The sequence below is a fragment of the Pseudomonas sp. FP1154 genome, from assembly GCF_030687245.1.
In the GTDB taxonomy this organism is placed as follows: domain Bacteria; phylum Pseudomonadota; class Gammaproteobacteria; order Pseudomonadales; family Pseudomonadaceae; genus Aquipseudomonas; species Aquipseudomonas rhizophila.
The window spans coordinates 1,857,334-1,879,721 of record NZ_CP117465.1; the positions used below are offsets into that span (position 1 = coordinate 1,857,334).

Annotated in this window: 22 protein-coding genes and 1 pseudogene; 13 read left to right on the plus strand and 10 right to left on the minus strand. The window is 60.1% G+C overall.

The annotated features are described in order from the left end of the window. Positions 1 to 387 carry a hypothetical protein gene (locus tag PSH91_RS08515; RefSeq protein WP_281459420.1) on the minus strand — a complete coding sequence of 129 codons (387 nt, stop codon included), beginning with the start codon at positions 385 to 387 and terminating at the stop codon, positions 1 to 3. A gap of 124 nt (positions 388 to 511) precedes the next feature. Between PSH91_RS08515 and earP the strand changes: the two genes are divergently transcribed. Together earP and PSH91_RS08525 are read left to right on the plus strand one after the other, a co-directional pair. After that, positions 512 to 1,645, plus strand: a complete 1,134-nt coding sequence (gene earP / locus PSH91_RS08520) for an elongation factor P maturation arginine rhamnosyltransferase EarP (protein WP_305467867.1) — start codon at positions 512 to 514, stop codon at positions 1,643 to 1,645. Positions 1,646 to 1,693: 48 nt separating this feature from the next. After that, positions 1,694 to 2,263 carry an elongation factor P gene (locus PSH91_RS08525; protein ID WP_003199385.1) on the plus strand — a complete coding sequence of 190 codons (570 nt, stop codon included), beginning with the start codon at positions 1,694 to 1,696 and terminating at the stop codon, positions 2,261 to 2,263. 208 nt (positions 2,264 to 2,471) lie between these two features. Here the strand turns inward: PSH91_RS08525 and PSH91_RS08530 are convergent, their stop codons facing one another. The 3 genes from PSH91_RS08530 to PSH91_RS08540 all read right to left on the minus strand — a co-directional run bounded on the left by PSH91_RS08530 (position 2,472) and on the right by PSH91_RS08540 (position 4,765). Beyond that, on the minus strand, positions 2,472 to 3,485 hold the full coding sequence (locus tag PSH91_RS08530) for an alpha/beta hydrolase (RefSeq protein WP_076385714.1): 1,014 nt from the start codon (positions 3,483 to 3,485) through the stop codon (positions 2,472 to 2,474). A 35-nt stretch (positions 3,486 to 3,520) separates the two neighbouring features. Beyond that, a complete protein-coding gene (locus PSH91_RS08535) occupies positions 3,521 to 3,940 on the minus strand; it encodes an organic hydroperoxide resistance protein (RefSeq protein ID WP_047226360.1) in 420 nt (139 codons plus the stop codon). A gap of 363 nt (positions 3,941 to 4,303) precedes the next feature. After that, entirely contained in the window at positions 4,304 to 4,765 is a 462-nt protein-coding gene (locus PSH91_RS08540) for a MarR family winged helix-turn-helix transcriptional regulator (RefSeq protein WP_047226361.1), read from the minus strand. 161 nt (positions 4,766 to 4,926) lie between these two features. Between PSH91_RS08540 and PSH91_RS08545 the strand changes: the two genes are divergently transcribed. Beyond that, complete coding sequence (locus PSH91_RS08545; protein WP_047226362.1) at positions 4,927 to 5,661, plus strand: sulfite exporter TauE/SafE family protein; 735 nt, start codon at positions 4,927 to 4,929, stop codon at positions 5,659 to 5,661. Here PSH91_RS08545 and PSH91_RS08550 read toward each other — a convergent pair. Continuing rightward, entirely contained in the window at positions 5,651 to 6,505 is an 855-nt protein-coding gene (locus PSH91_RS08550) for a LysR substrate-binding domain-containing protein (protein WP_171061402.1), read from the minus strand. The genes PSH91_RS08545 and PSH91_RS08550 overlap by 11 nt on opposite strands. Before the next feature lie 97 nt (positions 6,506 to 6,602). On the opposite strand from PSH91_RS08550, the gene PSH91_RS08555 reads away from it, so the two are divergent. Together PSH91_RS08555 and PSH91_RS08560 are read left to right on the plus strand one after the other, a co-directional pair. Then, the gene (locus tag PSH91_RS08555) at positions 6,603 to 6,824 is read left to right on the plus strand and encodes a DUF1127 domain-containing protein (RefSeq protein ID WP_047226364.1); all 222 of its coding nucleotides are present in this window, start codon (positions 6,603 to 6,605) and stop codon (positions 6,822 to 6,824) included. Between the two features lie 64 nt (positions 6,825 to 6,888). Beyond that, a pseudogene (locus tag PSH91_RS08560) lies at positions 6,889 to 8,117 on the plus strand (winged helix-turn-helix domain-containing protein). Positions 8,118 to 8,250: 133 nt separating this feature from the next. Here the strand turns inward: PSH91_RS08560 and PSH91_RS08565 are convergent. Then, entirely contained in the window at positions 8,251 to 9,597 is a 1,347-nt protein-coding gene (locus PSH91_RS08565) for a class II 3-deoxy-7-phosphoheptulonate synthase (protein ID WP_047226366.1), read from the minus strand. Between the two features lie 135 nt (positions 9,598 to 9,732). Here PSH91_RS08565 and PSH91_RS08570 point away from each other — a divergent pair, with 135 nt between their 5' ends. Both PSH91_RS08570 and PSH91_RS08575 read left to right on the plus strand, forming a co-directional pair. Further along, the gene (locus PSH91_RS08570) at positions 9,733 to 10,488 is read left to right on the plus strand and encodes a spermidine synthase (protein ID WP_047226367.1); all 756 of its coding nucleotides are present in this window, start codon (positions 9,733 to 9,735) and stop codon (positions 10,486 to 10,488) included. 338 nt (positions 10,489 to 10,826) lie between these two features. Beyond that, positions 10,827 to 12,500 carry a DEAD/DEAH box helicase gene (locus PSH91_RS08575; RefSeq protein ID WP_047226368.1) on the plus strand — a complete coding sequence of 558 codons (1,674 nt, stop codon included), beginning with the start codon at positions 10,827 to 10,829 and terminating at the stop codon, positions 12,498 to 12,500. Positions 12,501 to 12,684: 184 nt separating this feature from the next. Here the strand turns inward: PSH91_RS08575 and PSH91_RS08580 are convergent, their stop codons facing one another. Beyond that, positions 12,685 to 13,452: a class III extradiol ring-cleavage dioxygenase gene (locus tag PSH91_RS08580; RefSeq protein WP_305467870.1), complete on the minus strand. Its 768-nt coding sequence runs from the start codon at positions 13,450 to 13,452 to the stop codon at positions 12,685 to 12,687. Between the two features lie 104 nt (positions 13,453 to 13,556). Here PSH91_RS08580 and PSH91_RS08585 point away from each other — a divergent pair, with 104 nt between their 5' ends. Next, positions 13,557 to 14,210 (plus strand): thiopurine S-methyltransferase, encoded by a 654-nt coding sequence (locus PSH91_RS08585; RefSeq protein ID WP_188251187.1) that lies wholly within the window; start codon positions 13,557 to 13,559, stop codon positions 14,208 to 14,210. A 194-nt stretch (positions 14,211 to 14,404) separates the two neighbouring features. On the opposite strand, the gene htpX is transcribed toward PSH91_RS08585, so the two are convergent. Then, a complete protein-coding gene (htpX, locus tag PSH91_RS08590; protein ID WP_047226371.1) occupies positions 14,405 to 15,292 on the minus strand; it encodes a protease HtpX in 888 nt (295 codons plus the stop codon). Positions 15,293 to 15,591: 299 nt separating this feature from the next. Further along, the gene (locus PSH91_RS08595) at positions 15,592 to 16,803 is read right to left on the minus strand and encodes a pyridoxal phosphate-dependent aminotransferase (protein ID WP_047226372.1); all 1,212 of its coding nucleotides are present in this window, start codon (positions 16,801 to 16,803) and stop codon (positions 15,592 to 15,594) included. Between the two features lie 220 nt (positions 16,804 to 17,023). Between PSH91_RS08595 and msrB the strand changes: the two genes are divergently transcribed. The 3 genes from msrB (at position 17,024) to PSH91_RS08610 (ending at position 18,547) form a co-directional block, all read left to right on the plus strand. Next, complete coding sequence (msrB, locus tag PSH91_RS08600; RefSeq protein ID WP_047226373.1) at positions 17,024 to 17,419, plus strand: peptide-methionine (R)-S-oxide reductase MsrB; 396 nt, start codon at positions 17,024 to 17,026, stop codon at positions 17,417 to 17,419. A gap of 184 nt (positions 17,420 to 17,603) precedes the next feature. Beyond that, positions 17,604 to 18,089 (plus strand): glutathione peroxidase, encoded by a 486-nt coding sequence (locus PSH91_RS08605; protein WP_047226374.1) that lies wholly within the window; start codon positions 17,604 to 17,606, stop codon positions 18,087 to 18,089. After that, complete coding sequence (locus PSH91_RS08610) at positions 18,086 to 18,547, plus strand: MarR family winged helix-turn-helix transcriptional regulator (protein ID WP_188251188.1); 462 nt, start codon at positions 18,086 to 18,088, stop codon at positions 18,545 to 18,547. Before PSH91_RS08605 ends, PSH91_RS08610 begins: the two co-directional genes overlap by 4 nt. On the opposite strand, the gene PSH91_RS08615 is transcribed toward PSH91_RS08610, so the two are convergent. Next, a complete protein-coding gene (locus PSH91_RS08615; protein WP_076385708.1) occupies positions 18,531 to 20,852 on the minus strand; it encodes a response regulator in 2,322 nt (773 codons plus the stop codon). The two genes, PSH91_RS08610 and PSH91_RS08615, sit on opposite strands and share 17 nt — an antisense overlap. A gap of 163 nt (positions 20,853 to 21,015) precedes the next feature. Between PSH91_RS08615 and PSH91_RS08620 the strand changes: the two genes are divergently transcribed. Both PSH91_RS08620 and PSH91_RS08625 read left to right on the plus strand, forming a co-directional pair. Next, complete coding sequence (locus tag PSH91_RS08620) at positions 21,016 to 21,906, plus strand: ATP-binding protein (RefSeq protein ID WP_047226377.1); 891 nt, start codon at positions 21,016 to 21,018, stop codon at positions 21,904 to 21,906. Then, positions 21,903 to 22,385 (plus strand): GAF domain-containing protein, encoded by a 483-nt coding sequence (locus tag PSH91_RS08625; protein ID WP_305467874.1) that lies wholly within the window; start codon positions 21,903 to 21,905, stop codon positions 22,383 to 22,385. Before PSH91_RS08620 ends, PSH91_RS08625 begins: the two co-directional genes overlap by 4 nt. Positions 22,386 to 22,388: the final 3 nt, after the last annotated feature.

A 22,388-nucleotide genomic window follows, 5' to 3' on the forward strand; every position in this document is an offset into this window, starting at 1 on the left:
TCAATCGCAAAACTGCAAAACGTTGGCCCGGCTCTTTTCACTGGGCGCGTTCTGGTCCTGTTGCAACCAGAACTGACACTTGGGGTTGGACAGGTTGCGAGGATCGCTGCGGGCTTGATCCAGGGCCTGTCGTTGTTCGTTTCGTTGCAGATTTTGCTGGTACTGCTCGAACATGGGGGTTGGCGGTTCCGGGGCCGGTTGCATCGCTGGCGGTTGCCCCAGTTGCTGCACGGCCGCGGCCACTGGCGCCAGTTGTTCGTTGAACAGGAATCTGGACAGCAGCCAACCGGTCAATACGATGGCGAGAAACCCCAGCCACAGGCCCAGGGCAATGCTGACGGTCAATTGCAGGGCTGTAAGGCGTGGCGCTGGCGGGTGATCGGACATGGCTGCTTCCTGGCAATGAACACGTGATAGGCGGCGATTGTCGCATGAAGATTAATCGCCGTCGGCTCTTCTGCATCATCGGTTTAATGCGGGACAATCAGGCCTTTGCCACAGGGAGTCGGGAATGACCGTGCGCTGGGATATTTTTTGCACCGTCGTCGATAACTTTGGCGACATCGGCGTCACTTGGCGCCTGGCTCGGCAATTGGTGGCCGAGCATCAATGTGCGGTGCGGTTATGGGTCGATGACCTGCGGGCCTTTGAACGACTGTGTCCGCAAATCGACATCACGCTGTCCGAGCAATGGCAGCAGGGTGTGCAAGTCTGCCATTGGCCTGAGGTCTGGCAGTCCACCGACGCCGCCGATGTAGTCATCGCCGCGTTTGCCTGCCAGTTGCCGAGCGCCTACATGGATGCGATGGCCGAGCGGCAGACCACGCCGTTGTGGATGAACCTCGATTACCTGAGTGCGGAAGATTGGGTGATCGGGTGCCACGGATTACCCTCGGTCAAATACAAGCACGTGCAGAAATATTTCTTTTTTCCGGGCTTCCGCGAGGGCACGGGCGGGCTGCTGCGTGAAGCCGGCCTGCTGGAGCGGCGTCGGCAGTTTCAGCAGGATGCCCAGGCGCAACGGATTTTCCTGGAGGCGTTGGGCGTCCATCGGACGCCGGGCTCGCGTCTGATCTCGCTGTTTGCCTACGAAAACGCCGGGCTTGCCAGTTGGTTCGATGCCATGGCAACCGATACCCAGGCCTCTCATGTATTGATCCCCGAAGGTCGGGTGCTCGGCGATGTCCAGCGTTGGCTCGGCATCGATGGCCTGAAGGCCGGTGCGGTACAACAACGTGGTGCCCTGACGGTGCAGGTGCTGCCGTTCGTCCGCCAGGATCAGTACGATCAACTGCTATGGTGCTGCGATTTCAACGCCGTGCGGGGTGAAGACTCCTTCGTGCGCGCCCAATGGGCGGGTCGGCCGCTGCTCTGGCATATCTACCAGCAGGAAGAAGACGTTCATCTGGAAAAACTCGAGGCATTTCTCCGGCTGTACACCCACGGCCTTTCGGAGCCGGCTGAAAAAGCGATCAGCGGTCTCTGGCGATCCTGGAATGCTGGCCAGGACATGGCCGAACACTGGAAAATGGTCGATCAACAGCAGCAGGAACTGCTTGATCATGCCCAGGCATGGTGTCTGGAACAGGCCTCACGACCCGATCTTGCCGCAGCGCTGGTGAAGTTTTATGTAAATTGGATATGATACGCGGCCTAGATTTTTGTAAATCCCATCCAAATTCGGATATTCGCAATGAAAACTGGTAAAGAACTGAAACCCGGGACCGTGATCCGTCTCGAAAACGATCCTTGGCTGGTTCAGAAAGCTGAGTTCACCAAGTCGGGTCGTAACAGCGCGATCATGAAGACCAAGCTGAAGAACCTGCTGACCGGTTACAAAACCGAGATCGTCTACAGCGCCGATGACAAACTGGACGACGTGATCCTCGACCGCAAAGAAGCGACCCTGTCCTTCATCAGCGGCGACACCTACACGTTCATGGACACCACTGACTACACCATGTACGAGCTGAACGCCGAAGACATCGAAAGCGTTCTGCCGTTCATCGAAGAAGGCATGACCGACGTCTGCGAAGCCGTGTTCTTCGAAGAGCGTCTGGTCTCCGTAGAACTGCCGACCACCATCGTGCGTCAGGTTGACTACACCGAAGGTTCCGCTCGCGGTGACACTTCCGGCAAGGTAATGAAGCCTGCCAAACTGAAGAACGGTACCGAGCTGTCGGTTGCTGACTTCATCGAAATCGGCGACATGATCGAGATCGATACCCGCGAAGGCGGTTCCTACAAAGGCCGCGCTAAATAAGCGAAGTCTTGTGTATGAAAAAGCCCGACCATTGAGTCGGGCTTTTTCATGCCTGCGGATCATGTTCAGACAGAGGGCAGGATGGAGACGGTGGCGAGGGGATTTAATCCTGCCCTGTGGGAGCAAGGCTTGCTCGCGATCCAGGCGCCTCGGTTCCGCGCTGTGTTCATCGCGGGCAAGCCTTGCTCCCACAGGGTTGCGCCACAAGTCACTTCAGATGTTGTTTCAGTTCTTGGGATACCTGCAACATCGCCGAACGCACCGCTGGCACCTGGCTCACCACATTGAGCAAACCATAATCGTGAATCATGCCGTTGTAGCGCACCGCCGTGACCGGCACGCCAGCCGCGTCCAGTTTACGGGCGTAGGCTTCACCCTCATCGCGCAACACGTCGGCCTCGGCGGTCTGTACCAGCGCGGGCGGCAGGCCCTTGAGTTGCGCGGTGCTGGCGCGTAACGGGGAGGCATAGATCTCGCTGCGTTGCCCGGCATCGGTGGTGTAGTTGTCCCAGAACCACTTCATCATGTTTTTACTGAGGAAGTGTCCCTCGGCGAATTGGTTGTAGGACGCCGTCTCGAAACTGGCATCGGTCACCGGCCACAACAAGGCCTGGAATTTGATCGCCGGGGTACCTTTGTCCTTGGCCATCAACGCCACGACCGCTGCCATGTTGCCGCCGACGCTGTTGCCCACCACGGCCAGGCGCTTGCCGTCGACATTGATTTGCTTGCCATGCTCGGCCACCCATTTCGTCGCGGCGTAGGCCTGATTGATCGCTACCGGGTAATGCGCTTCCGGCGAAGGCGTGTAGTTGACGAACACTGCGACGGCACCTGATCCGGCCACCAGATCCCGAACCAGCCGTTCGTGGGTTGGGAAATCCCCCAATACCCAACCACCGCCGTGGAAGAACATGAACACCGGCAGTTCACCCTTGACGCCGGCCGGCCGGACGATGGTCAGGCTGATCGGCTGGCCATCGACCTCAATAGTTTTCTCGCTGACGTCGGCCTTGGGCAAGCTCAGTTTCACCCCGGCCTGGGCGCCGACCAGTACCGCGCGGGCGTCCTTGGGCGACAGTTGCTCCAATGGCTTGCCGGTGCCGGCATTCAGCGCGTCGAGAAACGCCTGGGTGTTGTGTTCCACGATGCCGTCGGCGAACGCGCTGCCGACGCTCAGTGCCAGAAGGGTGCCGGTCAAGGCTTTGCTGAAGGTGTTCATGTGCATCTCCTTAAGTGCAGGCTGGAAGGCGTTGGTTAAACGGTGACGTGCAGGCGCACATCGACGTTGCCACGAGTGGCGTTGGAGTACGGGCAGACTTGGTGAGCTGCGTCCACCAGGCTCTGTGCATCGGCCAGGTCCAGACCGGGCAAGCTGATGTGCAGGTCGATGTCGAGGCCGAAACCACCGGGAATCTGGCCGATACCGACATGGGCGGTGATCGAGGCGTCATCCGCAATCTTGCGCTTGCTTTGGCTTGCGACGAATTTCAGGGCACCGATAAAGCAGGCCGAGTAGCCGGCAGCGAACAGTTGTTCCGGGTTGGTTGCCGCGCCGCCTGCACCGCCGAGTTCTTTGGGGGTGGCGAGTTTGACGTCCAGGATGTTGTCGCTGGAGATTGCACGACCATCACGGCCACCGGTGGAAGTTGCGATTGCGGTGTAGAGCGTTTGCATGGTGAGAGCCTCGGTTTTGGTTGCTGTTGCAGCGCTAAATATTTGTGCGCTAAGTAGGTGTGAGGCAAATGTATAGCGCTAATATTTTGCGCGCAAGATAAATTTTTAAGGGGAATTGAATTTCGCTCGCTCAAACGGCGTAGATCCCTTGAGTTAGAGCGGTTTCATCAGCTGAAAATTTTTTTTCAGGGAGGGGCGAAGGGGGTCAGGAGGTGATCGGACTGGTGCCATCGCGAGCAGGCTCGCTCCCACATTTTGATCTTTGGTGGACGCACTTTTTGTGTTCAACACAGATCGTTGTGGGAGCGAGCCTGCTCGCGATAGCGTTGGGGCAGTTGACGGTGCTGCTGGACAGGCTGCGTTTCAGAGGCTGTCTTGCAAATTCCCGCGCAGCTCTTGCAGGTCATGCTGCAGCTTCTTCAATTGCTCCAGGGTCTGGCCACTGGCGCCGAGAATGCACTGGGGAATGTTGAGGGCCTTTTCCTGCAGGGCGCGTCCCTGTTCGGTGAGCTCGACGATGACCACGCGTTCATCCTCACGACTGCGGGTGCGGCTCAGCAAGCCCTCGGCCTCCAGGCGCTTGAGCAACGGGGTCAGTGAACCCGGATCGGTGAGCAGGCGGTTGCTGATTTCCCCGACAGTCAGGCCGTCCTTTTCCCACAGCACCATCATCGCCAGGTACTGCGGATAAGTCAGGCCCAGGGCTTGCAGCAGCGGCTTGTAGACTTTGGTCATCAGCAGCGACGTGGAGTGCAGGGCGAAGCACACCTGGTTGTCGAGCAACAGGGCTTCGCAGGGGTCGGGGGTGTCGCGTTGGGTGCTCATGGCAGAACCTTCAATCAATGATCGCTACGAATCTAGCGGGCGAACCTTTAATGCGCCAGATAATTCTGACGTTCTGATCGGAAGTTGCGTTCCCCCGCGAGCGCCGACTGCGTAGGATAAGCGCCCTGATCAAGGGGGAATCGGCTGTGATCGAAGGTGTGATGTATCTGGCGTTCGGTGCCGCATTGGGCACTTTGGGGGGATTGTTCGGGATTGGTGGCGGGTTGATCGCCATTCCGGTGCTGGGCCTGTTGTTCGGCCTCGATCAGCAGATCGCCCAGGGCACGGCCCTGGTGATGGTCGTGCCAAACGTGATGCTCGCTTTGTGGCGCTACCACCAGCGCAATCGCATTGAAATGCGTCATGTACTGCCACTGGCCTCCATGGGTTTTTGCTTTGCCTGGCTTGGCTCGATCTGGGCGGTGGGTATCGACGCGCAAAGCATGCGAATCGGCTTCGTGGCCTTCCTGATCGTGCTGGCGGCCTACAACCTGATTCGCATGTTTGCCGCCAGCCCCCCGGCTTCGGCGCAGATGCGTTATGGCTGGCCGTGGCTCGCCGTGTTGGGGGCGGCGTCGGGGACCATGGGCGGATTGTTCGGTGTCGGCGGGGCGGTCGTCGCGACGCCGTTCCTGACCAGCCTGTTCGGTACCAGTCAGGTGGTCGCCCAGGGGTTGTCTCTCTCGTTGGCCTTGCCCAGTACTGGTGTGACCCTCGCCACGTATGCGGTGCATCACCAAGTGGACTGGTGGATCGGCCTGCCGCTGGCCGCTGGTGGCTTGCTCAGTATCAGTTGGGGGGTAAAAGTCGCCCACGCCATGCCGGAGCGGCTGCTGCGCGGGCTGTTCTGCGGTTTCCTGGTGCTGTGCGCGATCTTGCTCGCCTTTAAAGTTTGAAACCTTCGACGATGTGCTCGGCCAGGCACTCGGTGATCGGCGACGGATTATGCAGGTTGCGGATCAGCATGATGCTCGCTTCGGGCAACTGCGGCAGGTTTTCCGCCTCGCCCAGCACGCGCATGTCCGGGGTCAGCAGGCTTTCCAGTTGCGCGGTGATCGCCAGGCCCGCGCCAACCACTGCCATGAGCGCCGACAGGCTCGAGCTGTTGTACGCCACGCGATAATCGCGGCCCATGGCATCCAGTGCATTGCAGGCCCATTGCCGGCAGAAGCAATCACTGTTGAACATCGCCAGCGGCAACGGTGTTTGTTCGTGGACGTTGAAGCATGCCGCTTCGGCCCAGACAAAGCGCTCCTTGCGCAATAACTGGCCGATTTCGTCCCCCGGTTTGCGGGTGACGATGGACAGGTCCAGATCCTGGCGCAGCAGCAACTGCTTGGACGACTCGCAGTGCACTTCAATTTCGATCAAGGGATAGAACTGGGCGAAGCGCTGCAGGATCCCCGGCAAAAAACGCATCACATAATCGTCCGGGGTGCCGATGCGCACCGTGCCGACCATGTGTGGCTCACGCAGGGTGTTGAACACTTCGCTGTGCAGCTTGAGGATCCGCCGGGCGTAGCCGAGCAACACCTGGCCTTCGGCGGTCAGCTTGACCTGGCGCCCGTCACGCTCGAACAGCCGCCGCTGCAATACATCTTCTTCCAGTCGCTTCATCTGCATGCTGACGGCGGACTGGGTGCGATTGACCAACTCACCGGCACGGGTGAAACCGCCCTGGTCAGCGATGGCGACAAAGGTACGCAGCACTTCCGTATCGATGCTCGGGTAACTCGACAATTGATCAATCTCCGAGATGTATTGCATAAGAAACATTCGTTGGATTGATCTTAGCGTTAGCGTGAGACTTGAGCCATCCCCAACGGAGGACATCACGATGAAAGGTCAAAAAGGTTATCTACTGATAGAAAAACTCTCATCCCATGGCTTTTCCATCAGCGCTCTGCTGCACAAGTTTAGCCGCTGGTACGAATTGCACCACGAACGTGAACTGCTTGCCGGAATGAGCGATGAGGCGCTCAAGGACATCGGCGTCAGCCGTGCCGACGTCGAAAAGGAAGTGGTTCGGCCATTCTGGGATGACCCGATGCACAAATGAGCCATCCTTCCCTACACAAACCGCTTAATGGTGAGGTAGGTTGCGAGCAGACAAGGAGATCTTCATGCCCGCGACTCTGTCCTTTACCCTCAAACAGGCCCGGCGTCTGGCGCTGGCCGCCCAAGGATTCGACGGGCGGCCGACGTCAGCTTCGGTGCAACCGGCGCGCCTTAACCGCCTGATTGAACGCCTCGGCGTCCTGCAGATTGATTCAGTCAATGCATTGGTGCGTTCGCACTACCTTCCGCTGTTTTCCCGTCTCGGTCACTACACCCCTGATTTGCTCGACCAGGCAGCCTGGAGCCAGGGCCGACGTCGTACGCTGTTCGAATACTGGGGTCATGAAGCCTCATTGCTGCCGCTGGCGATGTATCCGCTGATGCGCTGGCGCATGGAGCGTGCGTCCCGCGGTGAGGGCATTTATCGACAGTTGGCGCAGTTCGGTCAGGAGCGTCAGGATGTCATTCGTCGCGTACTGGCTTCGGTCCGCGAGCAAGGCGCCGTGGGTGCGGGCAGCTTGTCCACGCGCCAGGAAAAGGCCGGCCCCTGGTGGGACTGGAGCGCCGAGAAGCATGCGCTGGAATGGCTGTTCGCGGCGGGTGAAGTGACGGTGGCGGGGCGGCGGGCTTCGAGCGGCTTTACGACTTGCCGGAACGCGTGTTTCCGTCCTCGGTCCTGCAACAACCGCTGCCGGACGAGCCCCAGGCTCAGCGCGCCTTGCTGCTGCATGCCGCCCAAGCCTTGGGTGTGGGCACCGAGAAAGATTTGCGCGACTATTTTCGACTCGATCCGGCCGATAGCCGTGGACGACTGGCCGAACTGGAGGAGGCCGGTGAACTGGTGCGCTGCCAGGTGCAAGGCTGGAAGCAACCGGCCTGGTGCCGACCCACCGCGAAGATTCCCCGTAAGGTGGCGGCCAGTGCGTTGTTGTCGCCCTTCGATTCATTGATCTGGGAGCGTAGCCGTACCGAGCGGCTGTTCGATTTCCGTTATCGGCTGGAGATTTATACCCCGGCTCACAAGCGGGTGTATGGCTACTACGTGCTGCCATTCCTGCACAACGAACGTATCGCCGCGCGGGTGGATCTGCGGGCGGAGCGGGCTTTGGGTCGATTGGCGGTGCATGCCGTGCACGAGGAGGCGCCGGGGCTGGACGAGGAAGGGATGCAGGCTTTGGCGGTGAACCTGCGACGCTTGGCCGACTGGCTGGGGTTGGCGCGGGTCCAGCTCAATTGCGCTCGGGCGGGTGGGGTTCGGCTGGCGGGGGCGTTGGCTGAGGTGGGGGCTGACTGAATTGGCCTCATCGCGAGCAGGCTCGCTCCCACAGTTGACCTTTGGTGAACACAGGATTTGTGAACGCCGCGGTCAATGTGGGAGCGAGCCTGCTCGCGATAGCAATCCAACAAACGGCGAATGACTTACTGACTCACCGCCTCACCTGCTTCAACGTCTCGGCAATCAAAAACGCCAGTTCCAGCGACTGATCGGCATTCATCCGCGGATCGCAATGAGTGTGGTAACGGTCCGACAGCCCGTCCTCGGTGATCGGCCGCGCGCCGCCAATGCACTCGGTGACGTTCTGCCCGGTCATTTCGATGTGGATGCCCCCGGCATAGGTGCCCTCGGCTTCGTGAACCTGGAAGAACTGTTTCACTTCCCCGAGGATTTGCGCGAAGTCCCGGGTCTTGTAACCGCTGCTGGCCTTGATGGTGTTGCCGTGCATCGGGTCCGAACTCCACAGCACCTGCTTGCCTTCTCGTTGCACGGCGCGCAATAGCTGCGGCAGGTGATCGCCGACCTTGTTCGCGCCCATTCGCGCGATCAGGTTAAGCCGCCCCGGATCATTGTCCGGATTGAGCACGTCGATCAGACGGATCAAGTCGTCGGGGTTCATGCTCGGGCCGACCTTGACGCCGATCGGGTTGTTCACCCCGCGCAGGAATTCGACATGGGCACCGTCCAACTGACGGGTGCGGTCACCGATCCACAGCATGTGGGCCGAGCAGTCGTAGTAGTCGTTGGTCAGGCTGTCGCGGCGCACGAAAGCTTCTTCGTAATTGAGCAGCAGCGCTTCGTGGGCGGTGAAGAAGCTGGTTTCGCGCAATTGCGGCGAGCTGTCCATGCCGCAGGCGCGCATGAAGGCCAGGGTTTCGTCGATACGGTCGGCCAGGTGGCTGTACTTCTCAGCCAGGGCCGAGTTGGCGATGAAGTCCAGGTTCCACTTGTGCACCTGATGCAGATCGGCGAATCCGCCCTGGGCGAAGGCCCTTAGCAGGTTCAAGGTGGCGGTGGACTGATGGTAGGACTGCAGCAGCCGCTCCGGGTCCGGTACGCGGCTTTTTTCGTCGAAGCCGATGCCGTTGACGATGTCGCCGCGATAGGCCGGCAGGGTTACCCCGCCAATCGTCTCATCGTTGGCCGAGCGCGGTTTGGCGAACTGTCCGGCCATACGACCGACCTTGACCACCGGGCAACCGGCGGCGAAGGTCATGACGATGGCCATTTGCAGCAACACCTTGAAGGTGTCGCGGATCTTCGCCGCCGAGAACTCGGCAAAGCTCTCGGCGCAGTCGCCGCCCTGCAGCAGGAAGGCCCGGCCTTGGGTGACTTCGGCGAACTGACGGCGCAACTCCCGGGCTTCACCGGCAAACACCAGCGGCGGATAACTGGCCAGGGTCTGCTCGACCTGCAGCAAATGCGCCGCGTCGGGGTATTGGGGTTGCTGCTGGATCGGCAGGGCGCGCCAGCTGTCAGGGCTCCAGGGTTGGCTCATCATGATCTCTAGGTGGTTTACGCTCGGGTTGCCATGTTATCAGCAAATTAGTGCGTGACCTGTTTGCGTCGCTTCGCGGACAATCGCGCTTTTGCCCCGGTTATGTTCAGGGTCAGCGCAGCCACAGGAGATGAAATGACAGAGGAGCGCGTCGAGCATTTGCTCGCCGAAGTGCATGACGAGTTCGGTGTTATCCGGGTTCTCGAAGTGGCGGACTACCGTTTTCTGGAATTTGGCGATGCCATCGAACAGAGCTGCGTGTTCACGGCCGACCCGAGCTGGCTCGAATATGATTACACCCGCGCCATGTTGATTGGCGCGTTGTGCCACGAGCAGCCGGAAAGCGCGCTGTTTCTTGGGCTGGGCGCCGGGACGCTGACCCAGGCTTGCCTCAAGTTTCTGCCGCTGGAAGATGTCGAAGCCATCGAACTGCGCCCCGATGTGCCGCGCCTGGCCATCCAATACCTGGGGCTGGACGACGATCCGCGGCTGTACATCCGCGTCGGCGATGCCCTGGAGCTGCTTGAAACCGCCGAGCCTGCGGATTTGATCTTTGTCGACCTCTATACCGACGTCGGCCCTGGCGTCGGGCACCTGGCCTGGGGTTTTCTGGAGAACTGCCAGAAACGCCTCAACCCCGGCGGCTGGCTGGTGATCAACCAATGGGCCACCGACGACGGCAAGCCATTGGGCGCGGCGCTGCTGCGCGGCTTGTACCACCGGCATTACTGGGAGCTGCCGGTTAAAGAAGGCAATGTCATCCTGATCGTGCCGGCGGATCTGGACCAGGAACTGGACATGCAAGGACTGGTCGCCCGGGCCGAAGGGCTGGCGCCGCGGCTGGGTTATTCGTTGCAGTCGTTGATCAAGGCCATTCGTCCGGCGACTTGATAGGCAAGCTGTCGGAAGGTAAATCGTTTAAGCCGGCTGTCCCGACGCCCATGACAGCCAGTCCCATAACCGGGTTTGGCAATAAAAAATCTCCCTTTTCGGGCGATTTCCGGTATAGTGCGCGCCGGCCTTTAGCCGGGCCGCGTCAAGGTAGCGCAATTCCCCGAAGCCAGCTTCGGTTGCATGTCCGCACAACGGATGCTTCCACGACGTTCTTTTTCATTCATTCGTTTTCGCAAATCCCCGCCGACAAAGCAGCCAGGGCGACTCTTGAGTCTCAACACGGCATGCGCAGCTTTGGAGCATGGGTCTTTGCGGATGCACTTAGAGGCAGACCCATGACCCAGGAAACCGGCGGCTTCGTCGCTTTTAATCTTAATCCGAACATTCTTGCAGCCGTCATTGCGACCGGTTACGAAGAACCTTCGGCTATTCAGCAGCAATCGATCCCGATCATCATGGCCGGTCACGACATGATTGGTCAGGCGCAAACCGGTACGGGTAAAACCGCCGCGTTCGCCCTGCCGATCCTGCATCGCATCGATCCTGCTAAGCGCGAACCGCAAGCCCTGATCCTGGCGCCAACTCGTGAGTTGGCGCTGCAAGTAGCAACCGCTTTTGAAACCTACTCCAAGCAAATGCCTGGTGTAACCGTTGTGGCTGTTTACGGCGGCGCTCCAATGGGCCCGCAACTCAAAGCCATCCGTAACGGCGCGCAGATTGTTGTCGCCACTCCGGGCCGTCTGTGCGACCACCTGCGTCGTGACGAAAAAGTCCTGGCCACCGTGAACCACCTGGTTCTCGATGAAGCCGACGAAATGCTCAAGCTGGGTTTCATGGATGACCTGGAAGTCATCTTCAAGGCCCTGCCAGCGACCCGTCAGACTGTATTGTTCTCGGCCACTCTGCCGCAGTCGATCCGCGCCATTGCCGAGCGCCACCTGCGCGATCCGCAACACGTAAAGATCCAGACCAAGACCCAGACCGTCACCGCGATCGAACAGGCTCACCTGTTGGTTCACGCCGACCAGAAGACCTCGGCCGTACTGAGCCTGCTGGAAGTCGAGGATTTCGACGCCCTGATCATGTTCGTACGTACCAAGCAAGCGACCCTGGACCTGGCCAGCGCCCTGGAAGCCAAAGGCTACAAAGCCGCTGCGCTGAACGGTGACATTGCCCAGAACCAGCGTGAGCGTGTGATCGACTCCCTCAAGGATGGCCGTCTGGACATCGTTGTGGCCACTGACGTTGCCGCCCGTGGCCTGGACGTTCCGCGCATCACCCACGTGTTCAACGTGGACATGCCGTACGATCCGGAATCCTACGTTCACCGTATCGGCCGTACTGGCCGTGCCGGTCGCGAAGGTCGTGCACTGCTGCTGGTCACCCCGCGTGAGCGCCGCATGCTGCAAGTGATCGAGCGTGTAACCGGTCAGAAGGTCGCCGAGGTTCGCCTGCCGGACGCCCAGGCAGTTCTCGATGCCCGCATCAAGAAGCTCACCAACAGCCTGTCGCCACTGGTGGCTGACGCCGAATCGACCCACGGTGATCTGCTCGATCGCCTGACCGCCGACATCGGTTGCACCCCACGTGCCCTGGCCGCTGCTCTGCTGCGCAAGGCCACCAATGGCCAGGCGCTGACCCTCGCTGCGATCGAGAAAGAACGTCCACTGGTGCCGAACAACGCACCGCGTGGCGATCGTCCAGAGCGTAGCGGTGATCGTCCGGACCGTGGTGATCGCGAGCGTCGTGCGCCGATCCCGCTGGCCGAAGGCCGTGCGCGCTGCCGTACTGCGCTGGGTGCCCGTGACGGCATCGCGGCCAAGAACCTGCTGGGCGCCATCCTCAACGAAGGCGGTCTGGCTCGTGAGGCCATCGGTCGCATCCAGGTACGTGACAGCTTCAGCCTGGTAGAGCTGCCGGAAGATGGTCTGGAGAAGTTGCTGACCAAACTGAAGGACACTCGTGTCGCCGGCAAGCAGCTTAAACTGCGTCGCTATCGCGAAGATTGATCCGCTCTCGGGCTGATTGATCGAACATAAAAAATCCCCGACTGGTTCGGGTATTTTTTTTGCCTGAAGCTGGGTGTCTTTTCAGGGCGAGCCCATCGCGAGCAGGCTCGCTCCCACAGTGGCACAGGTAAATGCAGTCAAATGTGGGAGCGAGCCTGCTCGCGATTGAACGCGACTCGGTTCATCAGTCAAACCGATAGATGTCCATCCCCAAAGCCCCCAGGGTGAACCCCTGATGGGCAACGCTGAATTCACCTCCCGCACCTCGGGCAAAATACAACGGCAACAAGTGCTCGTCACTGGGATGGCTGCGCACGGCGTGGGGTGCCTGGCGACGGTAATCATGCAGCGCGGCTTCGTCGTCCTCTGCCAATTTCTCCACCATCCAGTCACGAAAAGCCTTGGCCCAGGGCTCAATGCTTTCGGGGCCGGCGTTCCAGTCCAGGTCGCGCAGGTTATGGGTGATGCTGCCTGAGCCGATCAGCAACACGCCTTGCTGGCGCAGGCTCGCCAAGGCCCGGCCGACCTGGGTTTGCAGGGCCGGCCCTTGTCGGCTGGGCAGGGAGATCTGCACGACGGCAATCTTGGCCTTGGGGTACATCAAGGACAACGGCACCCACACGCCATGATCGGAGGGTCGCTCTGTGTCCAGGCGTGCCGGCAGGTGTGCGGCGTTGAGCAGGGCCGCCACTTGCCCCGCCAATTGTGGATTGCCCGGCGCCGGATATTGCACCTCGTACAGAGCCGGCGGGAAGCCGCCGAAGTCGTGCCAGGTCCGTGGATGCGGATTGGCGCTGACCAGCAGTTCACTGCTTTCCCAGTGCGCGGACACGATGACGATGGCTTTGGGTGTGGGCAGTTGCGCGGCGAGGCGAGCCAGTGCCGGGCCGCTGTCGCCGGGTTCCAGGGCCAGCATCGGTGAGCCATGGGAGATAAACAGGCTGGGCAGCATGAACGGACTCCTGAGCGTTAAGATGTCGCCATCTTCTGTCAGGTCTATGATCTAAATCTAATATAAGTTTTAGCCCGTTTTAATCGGTTTTTCTGGAGTGAGTGATGGAGCCTGAGTTTTGGCACAAGCGCTGGTCAACGAATCAGATCGGTTTTCATCTGCCAGAGGTGAATCCCTATCTGCAACGTTTCTGGTCGCAACTGGGGGTTGAGCAGGGCAGTCGGGTGCTGGTGCCCCTATGCGGGAAGACGCTCGACCTCTTGTGGCTTGCCCAACAGGGGTATTCGGTACTGGGGGTGGAGCTGTCGGAAAAAGCCGCCGCGGATTTCTTCCTTGAGCATCAGCTTGAGCCGAGCGTGAGTGAAGAGGGCGCATTCAAGGTGTTCCGTGCCGCTGACATTGAAATCCGCTGCGGTGACTTCTTTGCCCTGAGCCCGGAGGATGTGAGCGATTGCACGGCGCTGTACGATCGCGCTGCATTGATCGCCCTGCCTGGGCCGATGCGGGAGCGGTATGCGGCTCATCTGCAGAAGATTCTGCCGCAGTGTGTCGGATTGCTCATTACTCTGGATTACTCACAGGATGAAATGCCTGGCCCGCCGTTTTCCGTAGGGGATGGCGAAGTGCAGAGGCTGCTGGGCGAGGTCTGGCGGCTGGAGGTATTGCAGGAGCAGGATGTGCTGGGGGAAAGCTGGAAGTTCTTGCAGGCTGGGGTCAAAAGGCTGGATGAGCGGGTGTATCGGGTTTCCAGTCGTTGATGTGGCGTGCCCGCTGGCCTTATCGCAAGCAGGCTCGCTCCCACAGTTGATCCGTTGCGAACTGTGAATTGGCGCTCGCCGAAGACGCCCTGTGGGAGCGAGCCTGCTCGCGATGGGGCCAGACCAGGCAACTCATAAATCAGGCAGAAAAAAAGCCCGCATCGCTGCGGGCTTTTTCTTGAAGCTTGAACCTGTCAGCCGCGACGACGCAGTGCGTCGATACGCTCTTCCAGTGGCGGGTGACTCATGAACATGCGAGCCAGGCCTTGCTTGATGCCACCGTTGATGCCAAAGGCATTGAGGGTGTCGGGCATGTGTACCGGCAAACCTTGCTCGGCACGCAAGCGTTGCAGTGCGCCAATCATGGCGCTGGTGCCAGCCAGGCGTGCGCCGGCATCATCTGCGCGGAACTCACGTTTGCGCGAGAACCACATGACGATGGCGCTGGCGAGGATGCCCAGTACCAGCTCGGCGAAAATGGTCGCCACGTAGTAGGCGATGCCCTGGCCTTCTTCATTCTTGAAGATCACCTTGTCGACGAAGTTGCCGATGATGCGGGCAAAGAACATGACGAAGGTGTTCACGACGCCCTGGATCAGCGCCAGCGTCACCATGTCGCCGTTGGCGACGTGACCGATCTCATGGGCCAGCACAGCCTTGACTTCATCCGGCGAAAACCGCTCGAGCAAGCCCTGGCTGACGGCGACCAGCGCGTCGTTCTTGTTCCAGCCGGTGGCGAAGGCGTTGGCCTCGTAGGCTGGGAAGATGCCCACCTCCGGCATCTTGATGCCGGCTTCGCGTGACAACTGCTCGACGGTTTGCAGCAGCCATTGTTCGTGGCGAGTGCGCGGCTGAGTGATGATCTGGGTGCTGGTGCTCATCTTCGCCATCCACTTGGAGATGAACAGCGAGAACAGGGAACCGGCGAAACCGAACACCGCACAGAAGATCAGCAGCTGACTGAGGTTGAGGTCAACCCCGTTGGCCGCCATGAACCCGTTGAAGCCAAAAAGGCTCAGGGTGATGCTGGCAATCAGCACGACCGCCAGGTTAGTGGCCAAAAACAGCAGGATGCGCATCATGGTTGTGGAAATCTCCTCATGCTAAAGATGTAGCGTTATGCGGGGTATATAAGGTGCCGCCGCAGGCTATTCAACACGCCGACTATTTCAAACTGTGTCCTACACGCGTCGCAAATGTTTGAAAGACTTTTCTGAAAGTGACCGCGGAAAAGAAAAGGAGCGCCCGTACCCCGTGAACGTTGAGTCGCGCCGCGCACCGTCTGCCGCGCCTTCAGTGTAGAAGGCCTGCCGCAACGGGCGAAACGGATGTGTTGCTGAATCAAACAGCGTGCGAGTCGTCCCCTCGCACGCCACCTGGATTACTGGCGGTAGGACTTGAGGAAGTTGCCGATCCGGCCAATGGCCTGGTCCAGGTCGTCGACCCGGGGAAGGGTCACGACGCGGAAGTGATCCGGCCATGGCCAGTTGAACGCCGTGCCCTGGACCACCAGCAGCTTTTCGGACAGCAGGAGGTCGAGGACGAATTTTTCATCGTTGTGGATCGGGCAGACCTTCGGGTCGATCCGCGGAAAGGCGTACAACGCACCCATTGGCTTGACGCAACTGACACCAGGAATGTCGTTGAGCAATTCCCAGGTACGGTTGCGTTGCTCCAGCAACCGGCCCTGGGGCAGGACCAGGTCGTTGATGCTCTGGTAGCCACCCAGCGCTGTCTGGATTGCGTGTTGGCTCGGTACGTTGGCACACAGGCGCATATTGGCCAGCATGTCGATGCCTTCGATGTAGCTCTGGGCGTGATGCTTGGGACCGGAAATAACGATCCAGCCGGAGCGGAAACCCGCCACCCGATAGGATTTGGACAGGCCGTTGAAGGTCAGGCACAACAGGTCCGGCGCCAGGGAAGCGGTACAGACGTGCACGGCATCGTCGTACAGGATCTTGTCGTAGATCTCGTCGGAAAACACCACCAGGTTATGCTGGCGAGCCAGTTCCAGCATGCCCAGCAGGACCTCCCTGGAGTACACCGCGCCAGTGGGGTTGTTCGGGTTGATGATCACCAGTGCCTTGGTGTTCGGGGTGATCTTGGCCTTGATGTCCGCCAGGTCGGGAAACCAGTTGGCCTGTTCATCGCACAGGTAATGCACCGGGTTGCCGCCCGACAGGCTCACGGCGGCGGTCCACAATGGGTAGTCCGGGGCCGGCACCAGCACCTCATCGCCGTTGTTGAGCAAGGCCTGCATCGACATCACGATCAGTTCGGACACGCCGTTGCCCAGGTAGATGTCTTCGATGCCGACACCTTCGACCTGTTTCTGCTGGTAGTACTGCATCACGGCCTTGCGGGCGCTGAACAGGCCCTTGGAGTCGCTGTAGCCCTGGGCGGTCGGCAGGTTGCGGATAACGTCCTGGAGGATTTCATCGGGCGCTTCGAAACCAAAGGGTGCCGGGTTGCCGATGTTCAGCTTGAGGATGCGATGGCCTTCCTCTTCCAGGCGTTTGGCGTGCTTGAGCACCGGGCCGCGAATGTCGTAGCAGACGTTGGCGAGCTTGTTCGATTTGCTGACCTGCATGGCGATGTGTTCCCGAAAATGAACGATCCAGGCGGCGAGTGAACTACCGTACTGGGGATCCTGCGTCTGTGCCCAGGCTTGACGCGGTACATGCGTGACAATCCGTTTGAATGCGCATGACGTGACTGCCAGACTGGCGCCTGACGAGGCGCAATCATACGTGCCGCCCGATCTGCGGAAAAGCGTCGGATCGGGCTTTTTCAATTGCCGAGGTAGGACGATGGAAAAGTTGCAGAAAACCCTTGAAGAATGGCGCGCCATGCTTGACCCGGAGCAGTACAACGTCTGTCGGCTAAAGGGCACCGAACGGCCATTCTCCGGTAAATACAACGACACCAAGACTGATGGTGTGTACCACTGCATCTGCTGCAACGAGCCATTGTTCGATTCGCAGACCAAATTCGATTCCGGCTGCGGCTGGCCCAGTTTCTACGCGCCGATCGAAGGCAGCGCAGTGGTGGAAGTGCGCGATGTCAGCCACGGCATGATCCGCACCGAAGTGGTCTGCGCCAAATGTGACGCGCACCTGGGCCACGTCTTCCCTGACGGCCCGCCACCCACGGGCTTGCGTTATTGCATCAATTCGGTGTGCCTGGATCTGGTGCCCCGAGGGTAACTCTGTGGGAGCAAAGCTTGCTCGCGATGAAGGCACCTCGATCTCTGAAAGACCGTGTCGCCTTCATCGCGGGCAAGCCTGGCTCCCACAATCTGTGATGCGGGTATTTTTGGATAATTAAATTGCATGCAATTTAATTGCTCGCTATCTTCATTGTCCTCTTCTTCCCATCTGGAGCCTTGCCATGAGCGACAACCTGCTGAGCATCCCGTGCACCACGATCAAGGGGGAGCAAAAGACCCTCGCCGATTTCGCCGGCAAGGCTGTGCTGGTGGTCAATACTGCCAGCCAGTGCGGCTTCACTCCCCAGTACAAGGGGCTTGAGGCGTTGTGGCAGACCTACAAGGACCAGGGCCTGGTGGTGCTGGGCTTTCCCTGCAATCAATTTGGCAAGCAGGAGCCGGGCAACGAGGGGGCGATTTCCGAGTTCTGCGAGTTGAACTTCGGTGTGAGTTTTCCGCTGTTCAAGAAAATCGAGGTCAACGGCGCCAATGCCCATCCGCTGTTTGTCCAGCTCAAGCAGCGGGCGCCCGGCGTACTGGGGTCCAAGGGCATCAAGTGGAATTTCACCAAGTTCTTGATCGGCAAGGACGGCCAGGTGGTCAAGCGGTTTGCGCCGACCACCAAACCCCAGGACCTGACCGGTGAGATCGAAGCCTTACTCAAATGAATGATCTGTCAGTCGATGCGCTGAAACTCGACAGCCAGTTGTGCTTCAAACTGTACGCCGCGTCGCGGGCGGTCATTCGCGGCTACAAGCCCATGCTCGATCAGCTCGGCCTGACTTATCCGCAATACCTGGCGATGCTGGTGCTGTGGGAGTGGCAGATAAATGCGCCGGAACAACCCACGGTCAAGGCGCTGGGCGAACGGCTACTGCTGGATTCAGGCACGCTGACGCCGTTGCTCAAGCGCCTGGAACAACTGAGCCTGGTTCAGCGCCAGCGTTCGGCCCGCGATGAGCGGGAGGTGCATCTGAGCCTTACGCAAACCGGCTGGGAATTGCGTGAGCAGGTCGGTCCGCTCAAGGCCCGCCTGTTATGCGACAGTGGGCTTGACCTGGACCGCCTGGGAGAGTTGCGAGACGGTCTCGATCATCTGTTGGGGCAGATCAAAGCGCTGACGTAAGCGGCACCCACTGGTCCAGTAACGCCGCCAGCTCTTCGCGCCGAAACGGCTTGGACAGGTAATCGTTCATGCCGGCGGCCCGGCATCGCTCACGTTCCTCAGGCATGGCGTTGGCTGTCAGTGCGACAATCGGCAGATCCGGCCAGCGCCCGCTGCGACGGATCTGGCGACTGGCTTCGTAACCGTCCATGACCGGCATGTTGCAATCCATCAGGACCAAATTGAAATCCCTCTGTTCGAGCAGGTCCAGGGCTTCGGCGCCATGGGCCGCGACGATGACTTCGCAACCGAGCTTCACCAGCATGCCCTTGGCCACCAGTTGGTTGACCGGATTGTCTTCCACCAGCAACACCCGCCCGCGTTTGGACGGCGCCAGGGTTTCGATCTGAGCGTCATTGATGGTGGTGGCGTCGCTTTGCAAGGCGCGACGCAGGATCTGATAGAGGGCATGGCGCGCCAGGGGCCGGGCCTGCTGTAACAAGGGGGCGAGGGCGGCGGCTTCTTCGCTGGGCAGAAAACTGCCATATGCGGTGACCAGCAGGATGGGCGCGTCGAAGGTGGGACGCATAGTGAACAGGCATTCCGGGCAGTCGGTAATCAGGACATCAGGCTTGAGGCCCAGCAATCCGTCATCCACCGAACGTCTTTCATAGTCCAGCCCCCAGCCGGGCAATAGCATGTTGAGCAATTCGGCCAGGCCGCTGCTGCGGTCGGTGATGGCCACAATATTGCCGCGCAAGGGCTCGACGGGCGTCGCCGGGGTATGGCAGGGCAGGGGCAGGTCAGCGCAGAACTGGCTGCCGAAACCGGCCTCGGAGGTGATCGTCAACTGGCCTTGCATGGCTTCACAGAGGTTGTAGGTCAGCGCCAGGCCCAGCCCGGTGCCACCGAATTGGCGGGTAATGCCAACACCGGCCTGGGTGAACGGCTGGAGAATTCGTGCTTGGGCTTCCTGGGGGATGCCGATGCCGGTGTCACAGATCTCGATTCGCACGCCGTCTTCATGTGGACTCAAACGTACGTCGACCCGGCCGAAGCGAGTGAATTTCAGCGCATTGGACAGCAGGTTGCTGACGATCTGGCGCACCCGGGTAGGGTCACCCAGGACCTGTGCTGGAAGCGCCGGGTCGATCAGGCAGGCCAGCTCGACGCTGGGAGCTGCGTTCTGGGAAAGCAGGTTGGCGGTGTCTTCGACCAGCGAGCCAAGGTCGAACGGGATGCGTTCGAGTTCCAGTTGACCGGCGTCGAATTTCGACAGATCAAGGATATCGTTGAGCAGTTCAACCAGCACCTTGCCCGAGTCATGGGCGATCGATAGCTGTTGCTGTTGTTCGGCCGTCAGGGGGCCATCCAGTGACAGCGCGATCATTCCCAACAGACCGTTGAGCGGCGTGCGGATCTCATGGCTCATGTTGGCCAGAAAGACGGAGCGGGCTTCGGCCATATCCAGGGCGGTGCGCCGGGCCACTTCCAACTCCTCGTTGGACTGGCTGAGGCGGGCATTGATGGCTTTGAGTTCGGCGGTACGGGCCGAGACAATGTTTTCCAACTGCGCCAGGTAATCGGTGAGGCGATTTTCGGCCGTGCGCCGTTGCTGGATCTCGGTGGCGATATTTTCGAACTGCTGGTTGGCCACCGAGACCAGTACACCGATCTCGTCCTGCTGGTGGCCGGAGGGGCATTCCAGACGACTCTGCTCGCCGCTGCTGGGATCGCGGCTGCTCAGTTCGCGGATGACCCGAACCAGCGGCTTGGTCAGCATCACATAAAACAACGCCAGCAGCAGACCGGTCAGGATCAGGCTGCGGGCGAAACCGTTGAGCAGCGTCACTTCGGCCCGGCGCAGGAACCGGCTGCCGAAAGCATAGGTGTCGACCTCCAGCCGCAGCACGCCCAGGGACTCGGCCGGCAGGTGGTCCAGATAGAGGCGGTCTTCGAACTGGCGCTGGGCACCGAAGAGAAAGTCGCTGATGAACCGGTAACTGCTCTGCAGTTCGGGGCGTTTGACGCTGGCCAGCACGGTGTTGTTGTTATCGATCAGTTGGGCACCGATGATGGCCGGTGAGCGCAACAGGCCCAAGGACAGCTCCTGGGCGAGTTCGGCATCGATGTTATAGGCGATACGCGATGCCGGGTTGTGGCTGATTTCCAGCAGCGACAGGATTTCACGGTTGATCGACGCGTCTTCGCTGGCATAATCGATGCCGATCTGCATCAGGCTGAGCAAAGTACCCAGCACGAAACCCACCAGAACGGTCAGCCGGGCCTGCTTGTAGGACAGCCGTTGGGTGAATCTGATGTCCATGGAATGATGAACCACTTACGTTTCCCTTCGCCGCTCAAGCATAGCTGATCATCTCTGAATACCGATGCAGCCGGTTTATGTTGTGTGGGATAGACCCGCCATTGGGTACGGCGTTTCGTCGCTGTAGCGCCATCATCACTGTGAACCTGTCCGAGGAGAAGACATGGACTCTCGATTGAATGCTTTTCTTGAGCGTGCCGATGCGGTGCTGGCTCGCATAGAGCCCTTGTTGCCTGCTCCACGGCCGGCTATCGATTGGACCCGAACGCTGGCGGCCCGTTGGCAGCGCGACGGGCGCAGTGGTTACCTGCTGCCGCTTGAAGTCAGCCTCGACATGCGCCTGTCGGACCTGATTGGCGTGGATCGTCAGGTTGAACAGCTGGGTCGCAACACCCGCCAGTTCATCGATGGCATGCCGGCCAACCATGCGTTGCTGTGGGGCTCGCGTGGCACTGGCAAGTCGTCTCTGGTGCGCGCGTTGCTGGCCGAACATGCCCAGCATGGCTTGCGGTTGATCGAGATCGAGCGCGATCACCTGGCCGATCTGCCGCGGGTGGTCGAACAAATCGCAAAGCTGCCGCAGCGCTTTGTGCTGTTCTGCGATGACCTGTCGTTCGAGTCCGGGGAGGGCGATTACCGCGTTCTTAAAAGCGTGTTGGACGGGTCTCTGGAACAGGCGCCGGACAACGTGCTGTTGTACGCCACCTCCAACCGCCGTCACCTGGTGCCGGAAAAGGAAAGCGACAACGAGAACTGGAAGCGGGTCGATGGCGAGCTTCACCCCAGCGAGGCCGTGGAGGACAAGATCGCCCTGTCTGACCGTTTCGGGTTGTGGCTGTCGTTTTATCCGTTTACCCAGGAGCATTTCCTCAACGTGGTGGAGCACTGGATCGGCGAGCTGGCGGCCAAGGCCGGGCTGGCCTGGCAGCGTGATGAAGCGCTGGATGTGCAGGCAGTGCGTTGGGCCACCGGGCGCGGCAACCGCAACGGACGTTGCGCTTATCAGTTTGCCCGATATTGGGTGGGCCTCAAACTTCTGGAGAATAAGGCATGATCGATTTGAAAGGCACGGGCGAAGGTCTCGACGGCTATGGCTTGTTAGCGGCACAGCTTGAGTCCTTGCTGGCCGAGGAGCGGGACTTCATCGCCAATGCCGCGCAGTTTTCGGCCTTTCTGTTCAGTCAGTTGGACGACTTGAACTGGGCCGGCTTTTACCTCAATCGCAACGAAGAACTGGTGCTGGGCCCATTCCAGGGGCAGATCGCCTGCGTGCGAATTCCCTTTGGCCGTGGTGTGTGCGGGACAGCGGCGGCGACCCGCCAGACTCAGCGTGTTGAAGACGTCCATGCCTTTGCCGGGCATATCGCCTGCGACAGCGCGTCGAACAGCGAACTGGTGGTGCCGCTGGTCAAGGGCGGGCGCCTGATCGGCGTGCTCGACCTGGACAGTCCGAAACTGGCACGTTTTACCGAGCATGACCGGGCCGGTATCGAGCAACTGGCCGATATCTTCCTGCGCCTGACAGACTGCTGACCC

What these genes read in the sequence shown, in the direction of transcription:
- PSH91_RS08515 (WP_281459420.1), bottom strand. Translation starts at nt 387, where the DNA reads ATGTCCGATCACCCGCCAGCGCCACGCCTTACAGCCCTGCAATTGACC.
- earP (WP_305467867.1), top strand. Translation starts at nt 512, where the DNA reads ATGACCGTGCGCTGGGATATTTTTTGCACCGTCGTCGATAACTTTGGC.
- PSH91_RS08525 (WP_003199385.1), top strand. Translation starts at nt 1,694, where the DNA reads ATGAAAACTGGTAAAGAACTGAAACCCGGGACCGTGATCCGTCTCGAA.
- PSH91_RS08530 (WP_076385714.1), bottom strand. Translation starts at nt 3,485, where the DNA reads ATGAACACCTTCAGCAAAGCCTTGACCGGCACCCTTCTGGCACTGAGC.
- PSH91_RS08535 (WP_047226360.1), bottom strand. Translation starts at nt 3,940, where the DNA reads ATGCAAACGCTCTACACCGCAATCGCAACTTCCACCGGTGGCCGTGAT.
- PSH91_RS08540 (WP_047226361.1), bottom strand. Translation starts at nt 4,765, where the DNA reads ATGAGCACCCAACGCGACACCCCCGACCCCTGCGAAGCCCTGTTGCTC.
- PSH91_RS08545 (WP_047226362.1), top strand. Translation starts at nt 4,927, where the DNA reads ATGTATCTGGCGTTCGGTGCCGCATTGGGCACTTTGGGGGGATTGTTC.
- PSH91_RS08555 (WP_047226364.1), top strand. Translation starts at nt 6,603, where the DNA reads ATGAAAGGTCAAAAAGGTTATCTACTGATAGAAAAACTCTCATCCCAT.
- PSH91_RS08565 (WP_047226366.1), bottom strand. Translation starts at nt 9,597, where the DNA reads ATGAGCCAACCCTGGAGCCCTGACAGCTGGCGCGCCCTGCCGATCCAG.
- PSH91_RS08570 (WP_047226367.1), top strand. Translation starts at nt 9,733, where the DNA reads ATGACAGAGGAGCGCGTCGAGCATTTGCTCGCCGAAGTGCATGACGAG.
- PSH91_RS08575 (WP_047226368.1), top strand. Translation starts at nt 10,827, where the DNA reads ATGACCCAGGAAACCGGCGGCTTCGTCGCTTTTAATCTTAATCCGAAC.
- PSH91_RS08580 (WP_305467870.1), bottom strand. Translation starts at nt 13,452, where the DNA reads ATGCTGCCCAGCCTGTTTATCTCCCATGGCTCACCGATGCTGGCCCTG.
- PSH91_RS08585 (WP_188251187.1), top strand. Translation starts at nt 13,557, where the DNA reads ATGGAGCCTGAGTTTTGGCACAAGCGCTGGTCAACGAATCAGATCGGT.
- htpX (WP_047226371.1), bottom strand. Translation starts at nt 15,292, where the DNA reads ATGATGCGCATCCTGCTGTTTTTGGCCACTAACCTGGCGGTCGTGCTG.
- PSH91_RS08595 (WP_047226372.1), bottom strand. Translation starts at nt 16,803, where the DNA reads ATGCAGGTCAGCAAATCGAACAAGCTCGCCAACGTCTGCTACGACATT.
- msrB (WP_047226373.1), top strand. Translation starts at nt 17,024, where the DNA reads ATGGAAAAGTTGCAGAAAACCCTTGAAGAATGGCGCGCCATGCTTGAC.
- PSH91_RS08605 (WP_047226374.1), top strand. Translation starts at nt 17,604, where the DNA reads ATGAGCGACAACCTGCTGAGCATCCCGTGCACCACGATCAAGGGGGAG.
- PSH91_RS08610 (WP_188251188.1), top strand. Translation starts at nt 18,086, where the DNA reads ATGAATGATCTGTCAGTCGATGCGCTGAAACTCGACAGCCAGTTGTGC.
- PSH91_RS08615 (WP_076385708.1), bottom strand. Translation starts at nt 20,852, where the DNA reads ATGGACATCAGATTCACCCAACGGCTGTCCTACAAGCAGGCCCGGCTG.
- PSH91_RS08620 (WP_047226377.1), top strand. Translation starts at nt 21,016, where the DNA reads ATGGACTCTCGATTGAATGCTTTTCTTGAGCGTGCCGATGCGGTGCTG.
- PSH91_RS08625 (WP_305467874.1), top strand. Translation starts at nt 21,903, where the DNA reads ATGATCGATTTGAAAGGCACGGGCGAAGGTCTCGACGGCTATGGCTTG.